This window comes from Streptomyces sp. NPDC059788 (genome assembly GCF_042732265.1).
GTDB lineage: Bacteria > Actinomycetota > Actinomycetes > Streptomycetales > Streptomycetaceae > Streptomyces.
The window spans coordinates 12,407-33,052 of sequence record NZ_JBHWHY010000063.1; the positions used below are offsets into that span (position 1 = coordinate 12,407).

The 20,646-nt window shown below is 74.4% G+C and carries 19 protein-coding genes and 1 pseudogene; 8 read left to right on the top strand and 12 right to left on the bottom strand.

Annotation, left to right across the window (positions count from 1 at the left end):
- The first annotated feature begins 17 nt into the window (after positions 1-17).
- From ACFV57_RS37580 to ACFV57_RS37590, 3 genes are all read left to right on the top strand, one after another.
- Entirely contained in the window at positions 18-512 is a 495-nt protein-coding gene (locus ACFV57_RS37580) for an NUDIX domain-containing protein (RefSeq protein WP_385242020.1), read from the top strand.
- Between the two features lie 33 nt (positions 513-545).
- Positions 546-1,481 (top strand): LLM class flavin-dependent oxidoreductase, encoded by a 936-nt coding sequence (locus ACFV57_RS37585; RefSeq protein ID WP_385242022.1) that lies wholly within the window; start codon positions 546-548, stop codon positions 1,479-1,481.
- A 146-nt stretch (positions 1,482-1,627) separates the two neighbouring features.
- Entirely contained in the window at positions 1,628-2,431 is an 804-nt protein-coding gene (locus tag ACFV57_RS37590; RefSeq protein ID WP_385242141.1) for a nucleotidyltransferase domain-containing protein, read from the top strand.
- Positions 2,432-2,480: 49 nt separating this feature from the next.
- Here ACFV57_RS37590 and ACFV57_RS37595 read toward each other — a convergent pair whose 3' ends face one another.
- Together ACFV57_RS37595 and ACFV57_RS37600 are read right to left on the bottom strand one after the other, a co-directional pair.
- On the bottom strand, positions 2,481-3,059 hold the full coding sequence (locus tag ACFV57_RS37595; RefSeq protein WP_385242025.1) for a methylated-DNA--[protein]-cysteine S-methyltransferase: 579 nt from the start codon (positions 3,057-3,059) through the stop codon (positions 2,481-2,483).
- A gap of 7 nt (positions 3,060-3,066) precedes the next feature.
- Complete coding sequence (locus ACFV57_RS37600) at positions 3,067-4,539, bottom strand: AlkA N-terminal domain-containing protein (RefSeq protein ID WP_385242028.1); 1,473 nt, start codon at positions 4,537-4,539, stop codon at positions 3,067-3,069.
- 279 nt (positions 4,540-4,818) lie between these two features.
- Here ACFV57_RS37600 and ACFV57_RS37605 point away from each other — a divergent pair, with 279 nt between their 5' ends.
- Positions 4,819-5,574 carry a GNAT family N-acetyltransferase gene (locus tag ACFV57_RS37605; protein ID WP_385242031.1) on the top strand — a complete coding sequence of 252 codons (756 nt, stop codon included), beginning with the start codon at positions 4,819-4,821 and terminating at the stop codon, positions 5,572-5,574.
- 66 nt (positions 5,575-5,640) lie between these two features.
- Here the strand turns inward: ACFV57_RS37605 and ACFV57_RS37610 are convergent, their stop codons facing one another.
- The 3 genes from ACFV57_RS37610 to ACFV57_RS37620 all read right to left on the bottom strand — a co-directional run bounded on the left by ACFV57_RS37610 (position 5,641) and on the right by ACFV57_RS37620 (position 7,448).
- Positions 5,641-6,162 carry an O-acetyl-ADP-ribose deacetylase gene (locus ACFV57_RS37610; protein WP_385242034.1) on the bottom strand — a complete coding sequence of 174 codons (522 nt, stop codon included), beginning with the start codon at positions 6,160-6,162 and terminating at the stop codon, positions 5,641-5,643.
- A gap of 7 nt (positions 6,163-6,169) precedes the next feature.
- Positions 6,170-6,748 (bottom strand): GNAT family N-acetyltransferase, encoded by a 579-nt coding sequence (locus ACFV57_RS37615; RefSeq protein WP_385242037.1) that lies wholly within the window; start codon positions 6,746-6,748, stop codon positions 6,170-6,172.
- A 76-nt stretch (positions 6,749-6,824) separates the two neighbouring features.
- The gene (locus ACFV57_RS37620; protein ID WP_385242040.1) at positions 6,825-7,448 is read right to left on the bottom strand and encodes a TetR/AcrR family transcriptional regulator; all 624 of its coding nucleotides are present in this window, start codon (positions 7,446-7,448) and stop codon (positions 6,825-6,827) included.
- Positions 7,449-7,627: 179 nt separating this feature from the next.
- Here ACFV57_RS37620 and ACFV57_RS37625 point away from each other — a divergent pair, with 179 nt between their 5' ends.
- Together ACFV57_RS37625 and ACFV57_RS37630 are read left to right on the top strand one after the other, a co-directional pair.
- Positions 7,628-8,257: an MSMEG_1061 family FMN-dependent PPOX-type flavoprotein gene (locus ACFV57_RS37625; RefSeq protein ID WP_385242043.1), complete on the top strand. Its 630-nt coding sequence runs from the start codon at positions 7,628-7,630 to the stop codon at positions 8,255-8,257.
- A gap of 22 nt (positions 8,258-8,279) precedes the next feature.
- Positions 8,280-9,188: a PDR/VanB family oxidoreductase gene (locus ACFV57_RS37630; protein WP_385242045.1), complete on the top strand. Its 909-nt coding sequence runs from the start codon at positions 8,280-8,282 to the stop codon at positions 9,186-9,188.
- Positions 9,189-9,248: 60 nt separating this feature from the next.
- On the opposite strand, the gene ACFV57_RS37635 is transcribed toward ACFV57_RS37630, so the two are convergent.
- The 3 genes from ACFV57_RS37635 to ACFV57_RS37645 all read right to left on the bottom strand — a co-directional run bounded on the left by ACFV57_RS37635 (position 9,249) and on the right by ACFV57_RS37645 (position 13,558).
- Positions 9,249-10,667 carry a phytoene desaturase family protein gene (locus tag ACFV57_RS37635; protein WP_385242048.1) on the bottom strand — a complete coding sequence of 473 codons (1,419 nt, stop codon included), beginning with the start codon at positions 10,665-10,667 and terminating at the stop codon, positions 9,249-9,251.
- A gap of 40 nt (positions 10,668-10,707) precedes the next feature.
- Positions 10,708-11,616, bottom strand: coding sequence for an inositol monophosphatase family protein (locus ACFV57_RS37640; protein WP_385242051.1), 909 nt, complete (start codon positions 11,614-11,616; stop codon positions 10,708-10,710).
- A 91-nt stretch (positions 11,617-11,707) separates the two neighbouring features.
- A complete protein-coding gene (locus tag ACFV57_RS37645) occupies positions 11,708-13,558 on the bottom strand; it encodes a gamma-glutamyltransferase family protein (protein WP_385242054.1) in 1,851 nt (616 codons plus the stop codon).
- 164 nt (positions 13,559-13,722) lie between these two features.
- Here ACFV57_RS37645 and ACFV57_RS37650 point away from each other — a divergent pair.
- Both ACFV57_RS37650 and ACFV57_RS37655 read left to right on the top strand, forming a co-directional pair.
- Positions 13,723-14,488: pseudogene (locus tag ACFV57_RS37650) on the top strand (NAD-dependent deacetylase).
- Between the two features lie 116 nt (positions 14,489-14,604).
- Positions 14,605-15,672, top strand: coding sequence for a biotin/lipoate A/B protein ligase family protein (locus ACFV57_RS37655; protein ID WP_385242057.1), 1,068 nt, complete (start codon positions 14,605-14,607; stop codon positions 15,670-15,672).
- 234 nt (positions 15,673-15,906) lie between these two features.
- Here the strand turns inward: ACFV57_RS37655 and ACFV57_RS37660 are convergent, their stop codons facing one another.
- From ACFV57_RS37660 to hydA, 4 genes are all read right to left on the bottom strand, one after another.
- Positions 15,907-16,530 carry a hypothetical protein gene (locus ACFV57_RS37660; RefSeq protein WP_385242059.1) on the bottom strand — a complete coding sequence of 208 codons (624 nt, stop codon included), beginning with the start codon at positions 16,528-16,530 and terminating at the stop codon, positions 15,907-15,909.
- A gap of 231 nt (positions 16,531-16,761) precedes the next feature.
- Positions 16,762-17,868 carry an NAD(P)/FAD-dependent oxidoreductase gene (locus tag ACFV57_RS37665; RefSeq protein WP_385242062.1) on the bottom strand — a complete coding sequence of 369 codons (1,107 nt, stop codon included), beginning with the start codon at positions 17,866-17,868 and terminating at the stop codon, positions 16,762-16,764.
- A gap of 24 nt (positions 17,869-17,892) precedes the next feature.
- A complete protein-coding gene (locus tag ACFV57_RS37670) occupies positions 17,893-18,894 on the bottom strand; it encodes a TIGR03842 family LLM class F420-dependent oxidoreductase (protein WP_385242065.1) in 1,002 nt (333 codons plus the stop codon).
- Between the two features lie 10 nt (positions 18,895-18,904).
- Complete coding sequence (gene hydA / locus ACFV57_RS37675) at positions 18,905-20,311, bottom strand: dihydropyrimidinase (protein WP_385242068.1); 1,407 nt, start codon at positions 20,309-20,311, stop codon at positions 18,905-18,907.
- Positions 20,312-20,646: the final 335 nt, after the last annotated feature.

Consider the following 20,646-nt stretch of genomic DNA (forward strand, 5'->3'; position numbering starts at 1 on the left):
CCCACTACGCTCAAAGCATGACCACGGACTACGCCACTTATATCGCCGGACTTCCGCGGGTGCTCGCGGGGGCCGGAGTCATCTTCCGCGACGCCGACGGCCGGGTGCTGTACGTCGAGCCGAACTACCGCGACACCTGGATACTGCCCGGCGGCACCGTCGAGTCCGACGCGGACGAGTCGCCCCGCCAGGCCGCGCGGCGGGAGACCGCCGAGGAGATCGGCCTGGACATCGAGCCGGGCCCGCTGCTGGCCGTCGACTGGGTGCGCGGCACCGCCCGGCCTCCCCTGGTGTCGTACCTGTACGACGGAGGGGTGCTGGACGCCGGGCAGCTCGCGGCCATCCGCCTCCAGGAGACCGAGCTGCTGTCCTGGTCCCTGCTGACGTGGGAAGAGGCCGAGCCGCGGCTGGCGCCGTCGATGGCGCTGCGGATGCGGGCCGCGCTGGACGCGCTGGCGCGGGGCCGCGGGCCGGTGGAACTGGAGGACGGGGTCGCGCAGCCCGCCCCTTGACCTCAAGTCCCCTTGAAGTTGCATCGTCACTCCATGACGTTTTTCCCGGATTCCGCGGTCCGGCCCGGCCGCCTGGCGGTCGGCGTGACGCTGCCGTCGCCCGCCGTACAGCGGGAGCAGAAGCTCCCGCTCACCGAGGCGGCCCGGCACGCGGAACTGGCCGGGCTCGACCTCGTCGCGTACGGAGGGCGGCCGGCGGCCGGTACCCCGTCGCTGGACACCGTGGTGGCGCTGGCGGCGGTGGCCGCCGCGACCGAGCGGATCACCGTCGTCGGCGCGGCGTACGCGCCGGCGCTCCGGCCGCCCGTTCAGGCCGCCGAGGAGATCGCGAGCCTGCAACACATCGCGGACGGACGGCTGGTGCTGGGCGTGGGAACGGGCGGCGGGCGCGACCGGTGGGCGGCCGCCGGCGTTCCGTACGAGGAGCGCAACCGCCGGACCGACACGGTGCTGCGACTGCTGCCCCGCCTGCTCGCGGGCGAGCGGGTGCCGCTGCCGTACGGACCGGGGTACGCGGCGGTGGAGTGCGCGCCCGCCGTGCCGATGCCGCCGGTCTGGATCGGCGGCACCTCGCGCACCGCGCTGCGGCGCGCCGCACACCTGGGCGACGGCTGGTTCCCTTCCCTGGCACCGGCCGCCGACGTGGCCCGGGGCGCCGTGCACTTGGCGGAGCTCGCCGCCGCGTTCGGCCGCCCGTCCCCGGCCGTCGCCGTCGGCACCACCGGTGCGCTCGGCGCCGGACCGGACCTGCCCACCCGCGCGGACATCGCGGCGGGCCTCGCCGCGGCGCACGGCTCCCCGCGCGAACGCTTCGCGGACGTCCCCGTGACCGGCGGCTGCCGGGAGGCCGCGGAACGACTGCACCGGTACTGCGGCGCGGGAGTCACCCGCGTGCTGATGGACATCGCGGGCGGCGACTGGCGCCACCAGGTGGACTTACTCGCGGAGGTACGCGACCTGTTGCGCTGACGGCCCCGGCCGCCCGGCGGCTTCCCCGGCGTACGGCGGCGGGAGGGGCGCCCTAGGCTGCCCGCATGGAGCAGCAGAACACGGCGGCCGGCGGCGCCGGGGCACACGAGGCGGACGAGTCGCACGAGGGCCACTGGCTGGAGGGCATGGCAGCCGCTCTCACGAAGGTGCCGGGCGTCGTCGGTGTGACCCTCGGCGGCAGCCGGGCCAGGGGCACCCACCGCCCGGACTCGGACTGGGACCTGGGAGTCCACTACCGCGGCGAACTCGGCCTGGCCGCCCTCGCGGACCTCGCCGCCGAGGTCACCGGCGGGCCGGTGGAGATCCACGGACCGGGCGCGTGGGGCGCCTGGGTCAACGGCGGGGCGTGGCTGGTGCTGCCGGACGGCAGCCATGTGGACTGGCTGCTGCGGGACACCGACCGGGTGGAACGCGTGTGGCGGGAGTGCCAGGAGGGCCGGTTCGAGATCGGCGCCCAGGTGGGCCACCCGCTGGGCTTCTGGTCCCCGGCGTACGCGGGGGAGCTGGCCATGGCCCGCGTGCCGGCCGACCCCACCGGTGACCTCGGCCGTCTCAAGGAGGAGATGCGGGAGTACCCGGAGCCGCTGCGCGCCGCGCTGACCGGCACGTCGCTCTGGGACGCCGAGTTCTCGGTGGCCATCGCGGGCAAGTCCCGGGCGTCCGCCGACACCCTGCACGCGGCGCTGTGCCTGGCGCGGGCGGTGGGCGACCTGACCCAGGCCCTGCACGCCCACCACCGCACCTGGCTGATCAACGAGAAGGGCGCGCTCGCCGCGGCCGCCGCCCTGCCCGGCACACCGCCCGGCTTCGCGGAGCGCGCGGGCGCCCTGCTGGGCGGGATGGGCCGTACGGGCCCGGAGCTGGCGCGCTCGCTGGACGCGGCGGAGCGGCTGGTGGCGGACGTGCGGGCGGTGGTGGAGAGCGGCTGAGCACGGACGGCCGCGGGACGTGCGGCCTGCTCCCCCGGGACCGCCCGTCTCACCCGAAGAGCGCCTGCTGACCGCCGCGGTCCTGGTCCGGGCGCCCCCGCCCCCGCACGGGCGCGCCCCGCTCGAAGTCCAGCAGCCGCTGCTTGCGGTCGAGCCCGCCGCCGTAGCCCGTGAGACTGCCGCTCGCCCCGATCACGCGGTGGCAGGGAATGATGATGCCGATCGGGTTCTTGCCGTTGGCGAGGCCGACCGCGCGGGCGGCGGAGGGCTTGCCGAGGCGTTCGGCGAGCTGCCCGTACGAGAGCGTCCGGCCGTACGGGATCTCGCGCAGGGCGGCCCAGACGCGGCGCTGGAAGGGCGTTCCCCGCGGGGCGAGGGGCAGGTCGAAGTCGGTGAGGGTGCCGTCGAAAAAGGCGCGCAGCTGCCGGACGGCCGCCGCGAAGGGCGGGGTCTCCGGGTCCTCCGGCGGGCCGAAGGTCTCCTCGGGCGGCCGGTGGCGCTGGTCGGTCATGTAGAGGCCGACGAGGGCGTCCCCCTCGGCCACGAGGGTCAGCGGGCCGTACGGGGTGTCGGCGAGGACGGCGTGGCGGCGCTCGCCGGCCACGCCGGCGGTTTCGGAAACGGACATGATCGCCTCAGTCGGTCGGCAGGTGGTTGATGGGGTGGTCGTCGGTGGCCCACAGGTACTGGACGGCGTACGCGCGCCACGGCCGCCAGCGCGCCGAATACCGTACGAGCGCGGCCGGGGTGGCCGGCAGCCCGAGCCCGGCGGCGGCGCGGCGCAGGCCCAGGTCGGTCGGCGTGAAGGCGTCGGGGTCGCCGAGGGCGCGCATGGCGATGCACTCGACGGTCCACGGGCCCACACCGGGCAGCGCCGCGAGCCGCGCGCGGGCCCGGTCGCGGTCACTGCCGACGCCGAGCTGTACGGAGCCGTCGGCGAGGGCCGCGATCATGCCGGTGAGCGTGGCACGGCGGGTCCGCGGCATGGCGAGGGTCTCGGGGTCCAGCCCGGCCAGTTCGGCGGCGGAGGGGAAGAGGTGGGTCAGACCGCCCGCCGGGTCGTCGATGCTCCGGCCGTGCGCGGTGACCAGCCGGCCCGCGTGCGTACGGGCCGCGGCGGTGGAGACCTGCTGGCCCAGTACGGCCCGTACCGCGAACTCGTCCGCGTCCGCCGTGCGCGGCACCCGGCGCCCGGGCGCCTTGCGGACCAGCGGGGCCAGCACGGGGTCCTCGCCCAGCAGCGTGTCGACCGCCTCCGGGTCGGCGTCCAGGTCGAGCATCCGGCGGCAGCGGGCGATGGCTCCCGCGAGGTCGCGCAGGTCGGTGAGGGAGAGCCGGCAGTCGATGTGGCCGGGGCGCGGGGTCAGGGCGACGATGCCGTGCCCGTACGGGAGGGCGAGGGTGCGCCGGTACGCGCCGTCCCGCCACTCCTCCACGCCCGGTACGGCGGTCGCGGCCAGATGGCCGAAGAGGTTGTCCGGGCACAGCGGCTGCCGGAAGGGCAGCCGCAGGGCGAGCGCGCCGGGCAGCGCGGCGGCGGCACCCGGGCGGGCGCGCCGCCGCAGCTCGGTGGGCGCGAGGGCGAACACCTCGCGGACCGTGTCGTTGAAGGTCCGGATGCTGGCGAACCCGGCGGCGAACGCCACGTCCGCCATGGGCAGTTCACTGGTCTCGATGAGCAGCCGCGCGGTCTGGGCGCGCTGCGCGCGGGCCAGGGCGAGCGGCCCGGCGCCCAGCTCGGCCAGCAGCTGCCGCTCGATCTGGCGGGTGCTGTAGCCGAGCCGTGCGGCGAGTCCGGGGACGCCCTCGCGGTCGACGACGCCGTCGGCGATCAGCCGCATGGCGCGCGCCACGAGGTCGGCGCGCTCGTCCCACTGCGGCGAGCCGGGGCTGGCGTCCGGGCGGCACCGCTTGCAGGCGCGGTACCCGGCCTGCTGAGCGGCGGCGGCGCTCGGGTAGAAGGTCATGTTCTCGGGCTTGGGCGGCACCACCGGGCAACTGGGACGACAGTAGATACGCGTGGTGCGCACCGCCGTGTAGAACCATCCGTCGAACCTGGCGTCCTTGGACTGTACGGCGCGCAGACAACGCTCGAAGTCGGTGTGCATGTCTCCAGGATCGGGCAGCCGGGCACGGTCGGCTGGCGGATTTACGACATCAGCCTTCGGTGACCAGCGCGGCGGCCGGTGACCGGTGGGGTGGCATACGGCACCCGGCGCGAATTTGCACCGGGCCGGGGGCGGTGTGCGAGAGTTGGCCGACCCGGTCGGCCGGGCGCGCACGGGTGCGCAGCCGCTGCCGGGACCCCCTACTTCAGACGGACGGTTCCGGCCGCGCTTCCCGCGTGTCCGGAGTCGTTCCCATCCCTACGTCCTTCTCAGAGAGTGATGCAGGCAACGACTCTTCTTCCCCGGACCGAGGACCTGTTCACGCAGGGCCTGGAGCTCCAGGAGGGTGCCGCCCTCCTGCGTTTCGGCGCCGCGCGGCAGCGGCCCGCCGAGCGGACCAGCTGGTGCAACACCGGCGCCGTCGCCTGGCTCGACGGCGCCCGCGGGCACGTGTGGAGCGTCGGCGAGCCGGACGCCGCCGCCGGTCTCGTGCTGCGTGCCGCGCAGGGCTTCCCCGATCGCGTACGGGAGTTCACCGCGCCGCGCGGCACCGAGGCGCTGGTCGGCCGCCATCTGGCGGTGACCGACGTCGTCGAGTGGGTCTTCCGCTGGACACTGGAGGAGCCGCCCGTGCACCCGGCGGAGGACCGGGTGGTCGCGCTCGACGAGAGCCACCACGGGGAGCTGCTCGCCTTCCTCAACGAGCACAGCCCGGCCCACTCGACCGGCCCCGGCTCCGCCGACGTCAGTCTCTGGGCCGGCATCCGGGGCGCGGACGGGCGGCTGGTGGCGTGTGGCGCGATGAGCAGCCTGCGGGACAGCGGTGCGCCGCTGATGGCGTCCGTCGCGACCGACGCAGCCCAGCGCGGCCAGGGCCTCGGCGCGGCGCTGACCTCGTGGCTGACCCGGCACACCGTACGGCGGCACGGGTTCTGCACCCTGTGGCAGCTGGCCGACAACGCGCCCGCCGAACGGCTCTACACCCGGCTCGGCTACCGCAACGAGGATCCCTGCGTGGCGGCGCGGTTCGCCTGACTCCGAGCCGGGCCCGGTGAGCCCGGCGGGTGCGGGCCTCGTGGGCCCGGCCCGGCGTCCCGCCGGTCAGCGCACCTGCGCGGCGAACGCCTGGTACGTCCGCTCGTCGAACAGCACGAAGCGCACCTCCTCCACCGTCGTCCTCGCGGCCCGTACCGTCCCGGCGGCGATACGGGCCGCGTCGTCCAGCGGCCAGCGGTAGATCCCGGCGGAGACCGCCGGAAAAGCGACGGTACGGGCGCCCAGCTCGTCGGCGACCCGCAGCGACTCGCGGTAGCAGGAGGCGAGCAGGTCCGAGCGGTCCTCGGACTCCGCCCAGACGGGTCCGACGGTGTGGATCACCCAGCGGGCCGGCAGCCGGCCCGCCGTGGTCGCCACGGCCTGCCCGGTGGGCAGCCCCTTGCCGTAGTGCGAGGCGCGCAGCGCGCGGCACTCCGCCAGGATCTCGGGCCCGCCGCGCCGGTGGATCGCGCCGTCCACTCCCCCGCCGCCCAGCAGCGAAGAGTTGGCGGCGTTCACGACGGCGTCCACCGCCTGTTCGGTGATGTCGCCGGCGACGAGCGTGAGCGCGGGCGTGTCTGCGGTCATACGGCCATCATGTCCCGCGCACCGGGCCCGCGCCGCTTCCGGGGACGCGCGACGGTGCCCCGGCGCCCCCTTCCGTGACGGTGGCCGTCCGTGCGCCGGGCCAGGTGAGCTCGAAGTACTTCACCCGCTCGTCCTCGCCCACGAGCCGCATCCCGGCAGCGGTCATGACGCGCTGGGACGCGGTGTTGCCGTGGTCGGCGTCGCCCTTCACGCAGGTGATGCCGCGTTCCTCGGCCAGTCTCAGCAGCGCGCGCAGGGCCTCGGCCGCGTATCCGTGACCGCGTGCCCCGGGGACCAGGCCGTAGCCGATCGTCACGCTGCCGTTCTCGTCGGGCGGCCGGTGGAAGCCGAGGCTGCCGATCACCAGCCCGTCCGCCCGGCGGCGTATCTCGTAGTCCCCGAACGGCTGCGGGCTTCCGGTGGCCGCGCAGTGGCCCAGGAAGTCGGTGGCGGACTTCACGTCCCCGTCCGTCGGGTACCCGGGCGCCCACCGGTCTCCCTCGGCCGGTGCGCGCGCCACCATGCGCTCCGCCTCGGCGGCGGTCAGGGGGTGGAGCACCAGCCGCGCTGTCTCAAGGTCTGCCATGGCAGGGGGATTTACCACGTGCGACGAGCGGGCCGCACCGGGATTTCCGGCAGTTGCGCCCACCGCGGCCGGGGGGTCAGCGGGCCGTCGTGAGATACCCGGTGAGCATGGCGACGAGTTCGTTCTCGAACCGGGCGGTGTCGACCGGGTCCGGTGCGGCGCGGAGCCGGTGGACGACGAGTTCGATCGTGGCCACGACGAGCCGCGCGGCGACGTGGGTGTCCGCGACGCGGACCTCCGGATGCCCGGCGAACAGGGCGTGGACATGGGCGATCCGCTCCCGCTCGTGCCGGGAGATCCGGTCGAGGATTTCGGGGGCCCGGGGCCCCTGCTCCATCATGACGCGCAGCAGCTGGGGATCGTCGAGATGGTTGTCGATCGCGGCGCGCACGAAGAGGCGGATGATCTCTTCGAGGGAGTCGGGCAGCGGTCCGTTCTGGTGGCCGTCGGCGGCGGCGATCCCGGCGTCGAGGTGCCGGGTCATCAGCTCCACCAGGATCGCGTCCTTGTTCGGGTAGTACTGGTACAGCGAGCCGATCGAGACCCGGGCCTGTTCCGCGATGCGGTTGGTGGTTCCCGCGGCGTAGCCGTACTCGGCGAAAACGTGAGCAGCGGCGGCGAGGATGCGCTGCCGGGTGGCTTCGGCACGGGCCTGACGTGGCTGTTTACGTGGCTGAAGACCACGGCGGTCCGCTGTCATGCGCGCCTCCCGGACGGCCCCTCGAAAGCGAGTGGCAAAGACCTGAGCAATTGCTCACAATAGTGCCATGAGCTGCGGCGCAGCGGTGCTCGTCGGCCGTCGGCCCGAAGGCGCGGGCCGGACGGCGTCGCCGCCGCCCTCGCCCGCCCGCCGCCCCGCCCCTCCCGGAAGGAGCCCTCATGACGAACGTCCTCACCCGCCCCCGCCGGCTGTCCCCGGACGAGGTCCGCGCCCGGCTCGGTGAACCCGAACCGATGCTGGAGAACAAGAAGATCGACCACATCGACGAGTTCGTGCGCCGCTTCATCGCGCACTCGCCCTTCCTGTCGCTGGCCACGGCGAACGCGGCCGGACACGCCGACTGCTCGCCGCGCGGCGACTACCCGGGGTTCGTGAAGGTCCTCGACGAGCACACGCTCGCGATACCCGACCGGCCGGGCAACCGCATCGCCGACTCGTTCCGCAACATCTCGGAGAACGGCGAGGTGGGGCTGCTCTTCCTGGTGCCCGGGATGTCGGAGACCCTGCGGGTCAACGGCTGCGCCTACCCGACCGACGAGCCCGACGTGCTCGCCCGGATGCACACCGAGGCCAAGGCACCGGTCCTGGCGATCGTCGTCGAGGTGGCCGAGGCGTACTTCCACTGCGGCCGCGCGCTCCTGCGGTCCCGGCTGTGGGACCCGGCGAGCCAGGCCCTCGCCGACGAGCTGCCGTCGGCCGGTGAGATCGCCTCCGCGCAGTTCGGGGGCGACATCGGCCCCCAGCACTTCGAAGCCGCCCTCGAAGACGCCTACCGGAAGCTCTTCTGACCGTGCCGAAAGGTAATCGCTGATGCAGCGGACTCTCCTCGACCGCATCGACCCGGCCGCCGAGGGCGTCGTCTCCCTCGTCCTGCGCGGCGCCGACGGCCCGCTGGCGCCCTGGGAGCCGGGCGCCCATGTCGACCTGGCCCTGCCGAACTGGCTGACCCGCCAGTACTCCCTGTGCGGGGACCCCGCGGACCTCGGGACCTACCGGGTCGCCGTACGGTACGACCGGCTCAGCCGGGGCGGCTCCGAGTACATCCACCGCTTCCTGCGCGCGGGCCGCCCGCTCGACGTGTCGCTGCCGCGCAACAACTTCCCGCTCGACCCCGCGCCGGGCTACCTCTTCCTCGCCGGCGGGATCGGCATCACCCCCGTCCTGCCGATGCTGCGCGCGGCGGCCGCGGCGGGCCGGCCGGCCCGGCTCGTGTACGCGGGGCCGTCGCTCGCCGCCATGCCGTTCGCCGAGGAGTTGCGCTCCGCCTACGGGGACGCCGTACGCCTCGTCGCCACCCGGCAGGACGGCAGGCCGGACTTCGCCGCGCTGGCGGCGGAGCTGGCACCCGGCACCATGGTCTACTGCTGCGGCCCGGCCTCCATGCTCACGGCGGTGGAGGCCGCCTTCCCCGCCGAGCGGCTGCGCACGGAGCGGTTCCGGCCGGAGCCCAAGGTGTTCGGCCCCGACACGGCGTTCGAGGCCGCCTGCGCCCGGTCGGGGCGGACGGTCCAGGTGGATGCGGACGAGTCGCTGCTGAACGCCCTGACCCACGCCGGGTTCCCCGTGTCGTCCGGATGCCGCGAGGGCGTCTGCGGCAGTTGCGAGATCGCCGTCCTGGACGGGGAGGTCGAGCACCGGGACGACGTCGGCGCCGCCGAGGGCCGGATGTACGCCTGCGTGTCCCGGGCGCTGGGGCCGCGGCTGGTGCTGGACCTCTGAACCGTACGGGGCAGCGGTCCGCCAGGCGGGCCGCTGCCCGCTGACCGGAGCGCCGCCCGGTCAGCGGGTGGGCCGGAGCCGGGACCAGACCGCCCGGGCCGCGTGGTGGCCGGACATGCCGTGCACGCCGGGGCCGGGCGGGGTGGACTGGGAGCACAGGAACACCGCCGGGTGGGCGGTGGTGTACGGGACGCGGGCCAGTTTGGGGCGGACGATCAGGCCGAGGCCCGCGGCGGAGCCGGCGCAGATGTCCCCGCCGACGTAGTTCGCGTTGCGGGCGGCCAGCTGGGGCGGCCCGGCGACGGCGCGGGCCAGCACCAGGTCGCGGAACCCGGGCGCGAAGCGCTCCAGTTGACGCTCCACCACCTTTGTGGCGTCGCCCTCCCAGCCGTGCGGGACGTGCCCGTACACCCAGAAGGTGTGCTTGCCCTCGGGGGCGCGGGTGGGGTCGACCAGGGACGGCTGCGAGGTGATCAGGAAGGGGACGGACGGGTCGCGGCCGTCCGCCGCCGCGCGCAGCGCCGTGCCGATCTCGCCGCTGGTGGGGCCGAGGTGCACGGTGCCCGCGCGCCTGGCGTCGGCGGAGGTCCACGGCACCCGGCCGGACAGCGCGTAGTCGATCTTGAAGACGCCGGGGCCGTACCGCACGCCGCGGTAGGCGTTGCCGAGGCCCGCGATCCGGGCGAGGGCGGTCGGCGAGGTGTCGAAGACATACGCACGGGCCGGGGGCAGGTCGTCCAGCCGCTTGACCTCGTAGCCGGTGTGCACCACACCGCCGTGCAGGCGCAGCAGCGCGGCCAGCGCGTCGGGAACGGCCTGCGAGCCGCCACGCGGGATCGGCCAGCCGCCCGCGTGCGCGGCGAGGGCGAACAGGAGCGCGGCGCCGCCCGTACCGGGGCTGGTGAGCGGCGCGATGACATGCGCGGCGAGCCCGGCGAACAGGCCGCGCGCCTTCTGGCCGCGAAAGCGCCGGTTGAGCAGGGCGACCGGCTGGGCCGCGGCCAGGCCGAACCGGGCGTATGCCACCGGGTCGCGCGGCAGGCCGAGCCACTGGGTGCGCAGGAAGTCCGCTGCCAGGGTCTCCCACCTGCCGTGGAAGGGCGCGAGGAGTCTGCGGTACGTCCCGGCGTCGTGCGCGCCGAGGGACATGGCCGTCTCGCCGATGGAACGGGCGAGCACCGCGGCCGTGCCGTCGGGGAAGGGGTGCGCCATCGGCAGGTCGGGGTGCAGCCACCGGAGGCCGTACCGCTCCAGGTCCATGGCGGCGAAGGCAGGAGAGCCGGCGGCGAGCGGGTGCACCGCCGAGCAGGGGTCGTGGCGGAAGCCGGGGAGGGTCAGCTCCTCGGTGCGGGCGCCGCCCCCGATGGTGTCGTGGGCCTCGAAGACCTCGACGGCCATGCCACGGCGGGCCAGTTCGACGGCCGCGGTCAGCCCGTTGGGGCCCGCCCCGATCACCACGGCATCGAGCATCGTCGGCACCTGCGCCACTCCCCTCGTGTACGACCCTCGCCGTTGAGGATCAGTTGGCGGCCGCCAGCAGTCCGAGGATACGCCGGGCGGTCTCCTCGTCCCGTGCGGCGGTGAACGGCAGCGCGTTGCCGCCGGTGATGCGGAAGGGCTCGCCGGCGACCGTGCCGTTCGCGCCGCCCGTCTCGTGGACCAGCAGCAGGCCCGCGGCGTGGTCCCAGGAGTTCTCCCAGCTGAAGGCGACGGCGTCGAGCTCGCCACGGGCGATGTGCAGATACTCCAGGCCCGCCGAACCGCAGGGGCGCGGGGCGATGCCGTCGGTCTCCAGGGCGGCCAGGACCCGCTTCTGCTCGTCGGTGGTGAAGTCGTAGTGCGATATCGCCACGTCCAGCACCGCACCGGCCGCCGGGGGACCCGCCGGGCGCAGCGGCTCCCCGTTCAGCTCGGCGCCGGCGCCGCGGCGGGCGGTGGCCATCAGGTCCAGGGCGGGCGCGTACGTCCAGGAGGCGAGCAGTTCGCCGCGCAGCGCCAGGGTCACCAGGGTGGCGAAGCCGGGGTCGCCGTGCACGAACTGGCGGGTGCCGTCGACCGGGTCGACGATCCACACCGGCGCGTCACCGGCCAGCGCGTCCAGCACGGCCGGGTCGGCGTGCACCGCCTCCTCGCCGACGACCAGCGAGCCGGGCAGCAGGCTCGTCAGGTCGGCGGTCAGCCGCTCCTCGGCCAGCCGGTCGGCGACCGTGACGAGGTCGTGCGGGCCGTTCTTCTCCAGCACCTCGTGGGCGGCGAGCTGCCGGAACCGCGGCATGATCTCGGCCGCTGCCGCCTTGCGTATGGCGTCCTCGACCGCGACCGGGTCCAGCACCCGCAGCACCTCGTCCGCCGTGTGCGCCGGGGCGGCGGCGGCCGTGCCCGTCCCTTCCGTCGTGTCTCCCGTATCCGTACGAATCGCTTCGATCATGACTCCATCGAACCACGGCCCACTGACACGGGGTCTGGACGGAAGGTGAACTCCGGATGCCGGAGCCGGGCCCGGCGAGGACCGCGGCCCCCTACCGCCCCACCGCGTACCCCTGCATTCCGCGCGGGTTCGCCGCCGCCGACAGCACCCCGGTCTCCGGGTCCCGCGCCACCGCGGACAGCCGCCCCTCCGACCACGGGTCGCCGACGGTCACCGCGTGCCCGCGCCGCCGCAGCTCCCCGATCACGTCCGCGCCGATGCGGGACTCGACGGTGACGCTGCCGGGCCGCATGGCGCGCGGGAAGAAGGAGCCGGGGAAGGAGTCGTTGTGCCAGTTCGGCGCGTCGATGGCGCCCTGGAGATCGAGGCCCCCGCGCACCGGCGCGCGCAGGGCCGCGGCGAGCAGGAAGTGCAGCTGCCACTGATCCTGCTGGTCGCCGCCGGGAGTGCCGAAGGCCATCACGGGCACGCCGTCGCGCAGCGCCAGGGAGGGCGTGAGGGTGGTGCGCGGCCGGCGTCCCGGCGTGAGCGAGTTGGGCAGCCCTTCTTCCAGCCAGGCCATCTGCAGGCGCGTACCGAGCGGGAATCCGAGCGCGGGGACCACCGGGTTGGACTGGAGCCAGCCGCCGGAGGGTGTCGCGGAGACCATGTTGCCCCAGCGGTCCACGATGTCGATGTGACAGGTGTCGCCGCGGGTGGCGCCGCTCCGGTCGACCTCGGGCGCGATCACGGGCGCCGCACCGGGGGTGGCGGGCGTCGCCACCGTGGGTTCACCCGCTCCCCGCCCCGCGGCGCCCGGCGCCTCGCCCGCGTCCTCCCCCGCCGCGACGGCCAGGGCGTGCTCGCTCAGCCGCGGCGTGCGGCCGTCCGGGCTGCCGGGCCGCAGTTCGTACGAGGCGTGCTCGCCGATCAGCGCGCGCCGCCCCGCGTTGTAGTCCTCACCCAGCAGCGTCCCGAGCGGCACCTCGGCCGCGTCGCCGTACCAGGCCTCGCGGTCGGCCATGGCCAGCTTGCAGCCCTCGATCAGCAGGTGGGTGTACTCGGCACTCCCGTACGCGGGCAGCACCGGCGGCAGCAGAGCAAGCTGCTGGAGCAGCACCGGCCCCTGCGACCAGCCGCCCGCCTTCGCCACGGTCCAGCCGTTCCAGTCGTAGGTGACCGGGTCCTCGTACGTGGCGGAGAAGGCCGCCAGGTCGTCGCCCGTGAGGGTGCCCGCGTGCCGCTCCCCGGAGGTGTCCATGGCGGGGCGGGCGGCGAAGGCGGCCAGCGCCTCCCCGATGAAGCCCTCGCGCCAGATCCGCCGGGCCGCGTCGATCTGCGCCTCCCGGCCCGCCGACGCCGCCTCGCACTCGCCGATCAGGCGACGCCAGGTGGCCGCCAGCGGCCGGTTCCGCAGCAGCCCGCCGGGCGCGACCGGCCGCCCCTGCGGCAGGTAGATCTCGGCGGACGATATCCACTCCGTCTCGAAGAGTTCGCGGACCGTCGCGACCGTCCCACCCACCCGTTCGACGGCCGGATGACCGTGTTCCGCGTAGCCGACGGCGTACTTCAGCACCTCGCCCAGGGTCTTGGTGCCGTGATCGCGGAGCAGCAGCATCCAGGCGTCGAAGGCGCCGGGCACGGCGGCGGCGAGCGGCCCGGTGCCGGGCACCAGCCCGAGCCCCAGCGAGGTGTAGTGCGCCACGCTCGCCCCGGCGGGAGCGGGCCCCTGCCCGCAGAGCACCCGCACCGGCCCGTCGGCGGGCGCGAGGATCACGGGCACCTCACCCGCCGGCCCGTTCAGGTGCGGCTCGACCACATGCAGCACGAATCCCGCGGCCACCGCCGCGTCGAAGGCATTGCCCCCGTCCTCCAGAACACCCATCGCGGACTGGGACGCCAGCCAGTGCGTGGTCGCGGCCATGCCGAAGGTCCCCTGAAGGGTCGGGCGGGTGGTGAACACGGTTCTCCTCGCATCGTGCGGACGGTCACGCGGTCTCTTCGGGCCCCTCCCCCGTACGGCCACCGGGAATGCCCGGAGCGGGGGCCTTCCTGATCACATCTTCCGCACGACGGCTGCCCGCAAATCCGTTCGCCGCCCCGGCCGGCCCTGCGTACGCTCACGGCATGACCGGCACCGACCCCGCCAGCCCCACGCCCGACGACACCTCCCGGCGCCCCCTGGTGGCGATCCTCAGCGGCGCCGGCATCTCCACCGACTCCGGCATCCCTGACTACCGCGGCCCGAACGGGCTGTGGCGGCGGGACCCCGAGGCGGAAAAGCTCGTGACGTACGACTACTACATGAACGACCCGGAGATCCGGCGCCGTTCCTGGCGGATGCGGCAGGACAGTCCGGCCCTGCGCCCGGCCGAACGCGGCCCACGAGGCGATCGCCCGGCTGGAGCGCTCCGGCGTCCCGGTCCGGGTCATCACGCAGAACGTCGACGGACTGCATCAGCTCGCGGGCATCCCCGACCGCAAGGTCCTGGAGCTGCACGGCACGGCCCGCACCGCCGCCTGTACCCGCTGCCACGCCCGGTCACCGATGTCCGAGGCCCTCGCGCGGGTGGCCGCGGGCGACCCCGACCCGGCGTGTGCCGTCTGCGGCGGCATCCTGAAATCGGCGACGGTGATGTTCGGGGAACGGCTCGACCCGCAGGTGCTCGGTACGGCGATGGGCGTGGCAAAGGCGGCCGACGTCTTCATCGCGGTGGGGACGAGCCTCCAGGTCCAGCCCGCCGCCTCGCTCGCCGGGATGGCCGCCGAGCGCGGCGCGCGCCTGGTCATCGTGAACGCCGAGCCCACCCCGTACGACGAGCTGGCCGCCGAAACGATTCGCTCCCCCATCGGCACCGCCCTCCCGGAGCTGCTCGCCACCCTCGCCCCCTGAGCAGCCCGGCTCCGGAACCGCCCCCTTTGCCGGGAATGCCACCGGCGGCGCTACCGTTGACCCGGCTGCCGGCCGCCCGGGCCGTGCGCCGGAACAGAACAGCGGGAGGATGCGCCGTGCAGGGCAAGCACCACGGTGAGTACAAGGTGCCGGGCGGCAAGCTGGTGGTCGTCGATCTCGACGTGACCGGCGGGGCGCTGCGTGACGTGCGGGTGGCGGGGGACTTCTTCCTGGAGCCGGACGAGGCGCTCGGCGCGATCAACGCGGCGCTGGAGGGGGCGCCCGCCGACACCGACGCGCGGGGCCTGGCGGCCCGGATCGAGGCGGCGCTGCCGTCCGGCGCGGTGCTGTTCGGGTTCACGGCGGAGGCCGTGGGCATCGCGGTGCGCCGCGCGGTCGCGCAGGCCACCGACTGGACGGACTTCGACTGGCAGATCATCCACGAGGAACCGCAGCCGCCCGCGCTGCACATGGCGCTGGACGAGGTGCTGACCACCGAGGTCGCGGCCGGGCGGCGGCCGCCGACGCTGCGGGTGTGGGAGTGGGACCGCCCGGCGGTCATCATCGGCAGCTTCCAGTCGCTGGCCAACGAGGTGGACCCGCAGGGCGCCGCGCGGCACGGTGTGACGGTCGTACGGCGCATCAGCGGCGGGGGCGCCATGTTCGTGGAACCGGGCAACACCATCACCTACTCCCTGTGCGTACCCGCCTCGCTCGTGCAGGGGCTGACCTTCGCCGAGAGCTACGCCTATCTGGACGACTGGGTGCTGACCGCCCTCGGCGACATGGGGATCAACGCCTGGTACAAGCCGCTCAACGACATCGCGACGGATGCCGGGAAGATCGCCGGGGCTGCCCAGAAGCGCATGGTGGCCGGTGACGGGGCGGTGCTGCACCACGTGACCATGTCGTACGACATCGACGCGGACAAGATGGTCGAGGTGCTGCGGATCGGCAAGGAGAAGCTGTCCGACAAGGGCACCCGCAGCGCGAAGAAGCGGGTGGACCCGCTGCGCCGGCAGACCGGGCTGCCGCGCGCCGAGGTCATCGAGCGGATGATCGGTTCGTTCCGCGCGCGGTACGGCGGCAGCGACGGCGCGGTCACCCAGGAGGAGATGGCGCGGGCTCAGGAGCTGGCGGGCGGCAAGTTCAGCACGCCGGAGTGGACGGCGCGGGTCCCGTAGTTCCCGTGGTCCCGTGGTCCCCATAGGCCCCGCGGCTCCGTGGACCCCAGGCCCCACAGTCGTGGGACCTACGCCGGGCACGGCCTCGCGCACCCGCGCCGTCCTGCCCAGGAAGCGCCGTCCTGCCCAGGAAGCGCCGTCCTGCCCAGGGAGCGCCGTCCTGCCCAGGGAGCGCCGCCCGTCCCCGACGCAGCCGCGCCCGCGCGGCGGCAACCCGCCGACGGGCCGGGCGCCCTACGCCGCCGTGCCCAGCCGGAAGCGGGCCGCCACCTCGTCCGCGAGGTCGGTGGCGCGGCGGCCGCCGTCCATGGTGATCACGGTGTTGCCGTGGGCGGCCGCCTGGCGGCGCACCTCCGCGTCCCACAGTTCGTCCCGGGCCAGCCGCTTGGCCAGGGTGGCCTCCGGGGCCCGGCTGCCCCAGCTGACCAGGGACCGCACCGGGACGCTGCGGCGGGCGCGCAGTGCCGCCAGCCGGAATTCCGGTGTGGGGAGCAGGAACACGGCCTGGTCGGGGCGGGTGAGCAGGGGTGCGAGCTGGCTCGGCAGATTGCCGAACCAGTCGACCAGGACGGGCCGGTCGGCGGGCATCGCGAGCAGGTCCTCGACCTCGAACGCGAAGGTCTCGGCGACCACCCGCTGGGCGAATCCGCACGCCTCGTCGGGGCTGCGGCTGTCCCACAGGGAGCCGGGCGGCTCGTCGCGGGCGGCGTGGAAGTGCGGGTGCTGCCGCGGGGTGCAGCGGGGCAGCCAGGTGTGCTGGGCCAGGTCGCCGCGGTAGATCACGGCGCCGTGGCGCCGGGCCAGGATTATCGCCAGCGTGCTCTTGCCCGCTCCGGTGCCGCCGGCGATCCACCGCACGTGGGAGAGCCGGCCGGCCGAAGCGGTCGAACGGATGGGGGGACCGAAGGGTGTCTCCGATGGGGGGCGCCTCATACGGTCCATGGTCCTCGCATCGACCGTGCGGCTCCAAGACCGCCCCGTATGGGAAGCATCAGGAGTGGGCAAAGAGTTGGAAGGGACGGTTGAGTCGGTGCGCGCCCCCGCGCGCCTTCGCGCGTCCTGTGCGCCCCCGTGCAGCCCGTGCGCCGGTCAGCGCACCGGATCGTACGGCGTCAGGTCCGCCCCCGGGTCCGCGCCGGTGGCGAGCAGCGCGGCGACGCGCCCGGCCCAGGGCCCGATGGTCAGTCCGGTCGGGCCCAGGCCGTCGGCGACGACCAGACCGTCCAGGTGAGGGACCCGGCCGAGCAGCGGCCGGATGTCCGGGCCGACGGGGCGGAAGCCGACGCGGGTCTCCAGGTGCGTGGCGCCCGCCAGGCCGGGCGCGGCGGCCAGGGCTTCGGTCAGCACCTCGGACAGTCCCGCGGCCGTCACCCGGTGGTCGAACCCCGCCCCGGTCTCGCGGGTGGCGCCCGCCACGATCCGCGAGCCGTCGAACGGGACGAGGTAGTGCCCGGTGGCGCGCGGCATGACGACGGGCCAGTGCCCGGTGTCCGCGCCGGGCAGTGACAGGTGCACGATCTGGCCGCGTTGCGGCGCGACCCGTACGGTGATGCCGGACGCGGCCAGGAGCTCCGCCGCCCAGGCCCCGGCGGCGACGACGACCGCGTCCGCGGCGATGTGCTCGCCGTCCACCTCGATGCCGGTGACGCGGCCCGCCGTGTGCAGCAGTGCCGCGCGTCCGGTGCGCAGTGAAGCGCCCCGCCACCGCGCCTGGCGCAGCAGCGCGTCGCGCAGCCGGCCGCCGTCGACGCGGGCACCGGCGGCTATGCGTACGGCCTGTGTGCCGGGCCCGAGCGGCGGGAACAGCGCACGCGTCGCGGACGCGTCGAGGAGGTCCACCTCGCCGGTGTCCGCGGCGCCGTCCCGCCGCTCCAGCACCCGCCGGCGGATGCGGTGCAGGTCCGTGTCGTCGGCGGCCAGGGCGAGCGCGCCGACGGCCCGGTACCCGATGTCGCGCTCGCCCGCTTCCGCGAGTTCGGCGACCAGCCCGGGGTAGTACCGCGCGCCGGCCGCTGCGGCGCGGAACCACTGCGCGTCGTCCTGCTCGGAGGCCCAGGGGCAGACGATGCCCGCCCCGGCCGCGGTCGCCTCGCCGGGCTGGGCGCGCCCGGCCAGCACCACGTCCGCGCCCAGCCCGGCCGCGTGCCATGCGGCGCTCGCTCCGACGATGCCCGAACCGACCACGGCGACGCGCATCCCGTGCCTCCTCCCCGCGGACCGTCAGCCCGCGAACTCCGCGATGATCCGTTCGCCGTACGCGTCGATCGTGGCGTCCCTGGCGTCGTGCATGGCGTAGAGCGCAAACTGGTCCACACCCAGCTCCCGGAGGGCGTGCAGCTTTTCGAGCTGCGCCTCGGGCGGGCCGAGCAGGCAGAAGCGGTCCACGATCTCGTCCGGGACGAAGGCCGTGTCGGGGTTGCCCGAGCGGCCGTGGTGGGCGTAGTCGTACCCTTCCCGCGCCTTGATGTACGAGGTGAGCGCCTCGGGCACCATGCCGGAGTGCTCGCCGTAGCGGCTGACGAGGTCCGCGACGTGGTTGCCGACCATGCCGCCGAACCACCGGCACTGCTCGCGAGCGTGGGCGAGGTCGTCGCCGACGTACGCGGGGGCCGCGACGCAGATCTTGACGTCCGACGGGTCGCGGCCCGCCGCCGTCGCGGCGTCCCGTACGGCCTTGACCATCCACTCGGTCAGGAACGGGTCGGCCAGTTGCAGGATGAACCCGTCCGCCAGCTCGCCGGTCATCTTCAGGGCCTTGGGGCCGTACGCGGCCATCCAGACCGGCAGCCGCCCGTCGCGCACCCACGGGATGCGCAGCGGGTGGCCGCCCACGTCGGTCTCCCGGCCCTCCGCGAGGTCGCGGATGATGCGGATCGAGTCGCCCAGGCGGGCGAGCGTGTTGGGGGCGCGCCCGGCGACCCGCATCGCCGAGTCGCCGCGACCGATGCCGCAGACGGTGCGGTTGCCGTACATGTCGTTGAGGGTCGCGAAGGTGGAGGCGGTGACCTCCGGCGTGCGGGTGGAGGGGTTGGTGACCATCGGGCCGACGATCAGGCGTTCGGTGTGCTCCAGGATGCGGCTGTAGATGACGAACGGCTCCTGCCACAGCACGGAGGAGTCGAAGGTCCACCCGTAGCCGAAGCCCCGCTCTTCGGCGCGGCGCATCGTGGTGACGACGTCGGACGCGGGCGGGTCGGTCTGCAGGACGACTCCGAAGTCCATCTCGGCCTCCTCAGTTCAGGTACTGGCAGGTGCCACGCGGGATGTACTGGCCGTGCCCGGCACGGCCGGTGTACCGCCGCCCGTCGACGACGGTCTCGCCGCGCGAGAGGACGGTCTCCACGCGGCCGGTGACCGTGCGCCCCTCGTACGCCGAGTAGTCGACGTTCATGTGGTGGGTGGCGGCCGAGATGACATGCTCGGCCGCCGGGTCGTAGATGACGATGTCGGCGTCCGCGCCGGGCGCGATGGTGCCCTTCTTCGGGTACAGGCCGAACATCCGGGCCGGTGTGGCGCAGGCGATCTCGATCCAGCGGCGGCGGCTGATGTGCCCGTCCACGACGCCCTGGTGGAGCAGGTCCATGCGGTGTTCGACGCCCGGCATCCCGTTGGGGATCTTGGAGAAGTCGCCGCGGCCCAGCTCCTTCTGCCCCTTGAAGCAGAACGGGCAGTGGTCGGTGGAGACCACCTGGAGGTCGTTGGTGCGCAGCCCGCGCCACAGCGCGGCCTGGTGCTCGCGTGGCCGCAGGGGCGTGCTGCACACGTACTTCGCGCCCTCGAAGTCCGGCTCGGCGAGGTTGTCGGTGGACAGGAACAGGTACTGCGGGCAGGTCTCGCCGAAGACGTTCAGGCCCTTGTCGCGGGCCTGTGTCAGTTCGGCGACGGCTTCCTCGGCCGAGACGTGCACGATGTACAGCGGCGCGCCGGCGACCCGGGCGAGCTGGATCGTACGGTGGGTGGCCTCGGCCTCCAGCAGTTCGCGGCGCACCTCGCCGTGGTAGCGGGGGTCGGTCCGGCCCTCCGCCAGGGCCTGTTCGACGAGGACGTCGATGGCGATGCCGTTCTCGGCGTGCATCATGACCAGTCCGCCGTTGCCCGCCGACCGCTGCATGGCGCGCAGGATCTGGCCGTCGTCGCTGTAGAAGACGCCGGGGTAGGCGGTGAACAGCTTGAAGGAGGTGACGCCCTCCTCGACCAGCAGGTCCAGCTCCTTGAGCGCGTGCTCGTTCACGTCGGAGAGGATCATGTGGAAGGCGTAGTCGACGGCGCACTGGGCGTCGGCCTTGGCGTGCCAGGTGTCCAGGCCCTCGCGCAGCGCCCGGCCGCGCGTCTGGACGGCGAAGTCGACGATCGTGGTCGTACCGCCCCAGGCGGCGGCCCGGGTGCCGGTCTCGAAGGTGTCGGAGGAGAACGTCCCGCCGAACGGGAAGTCCATATGGGTGTGGGCGTCCACGCCGCCCGGGATGACGTACTTCCCGGTGGCGTCGATGGTGCGGTCGGCGTCCTCGGTCCAGCTCTCGGCGGTGGTCGTGCCGTGCGCGGCGAGGGCGGCGATCCTGCCGTCCTCGACCAGGACATCGGCATGGATCTCATCGGCGGCGGTGACGACCAGGCCGCCGCGGATGACTGTACGGCTCATGCTTCCGGCTCTCCCTTCCACACACACCAGTGGTGCTCGGCGGCGCCGGAAGGGACACGGCCCGGCGTGGTGTGCCGTCCGGGCGGCCCGCCCCAGGTGACGCCGCGCCACGACCGGTCTACACCCGTAGAGCGCGGCCGTGCAGCAGACCGTAGAAGCATGTCACCCACCGTGGCAACACCATGTCCGCAGATCAGGGGGAACTGACGGGGTGTCGGCCGCGCGGGGCCCCCTCGTCGGCGCGGTGGCCTTACTTCATCGATTGCGCAATCCGGGAACCTTGTCGTGGCCGGCCGCGTTCCCCGGTGGGGGGAAACGCGACACACCGGACCACA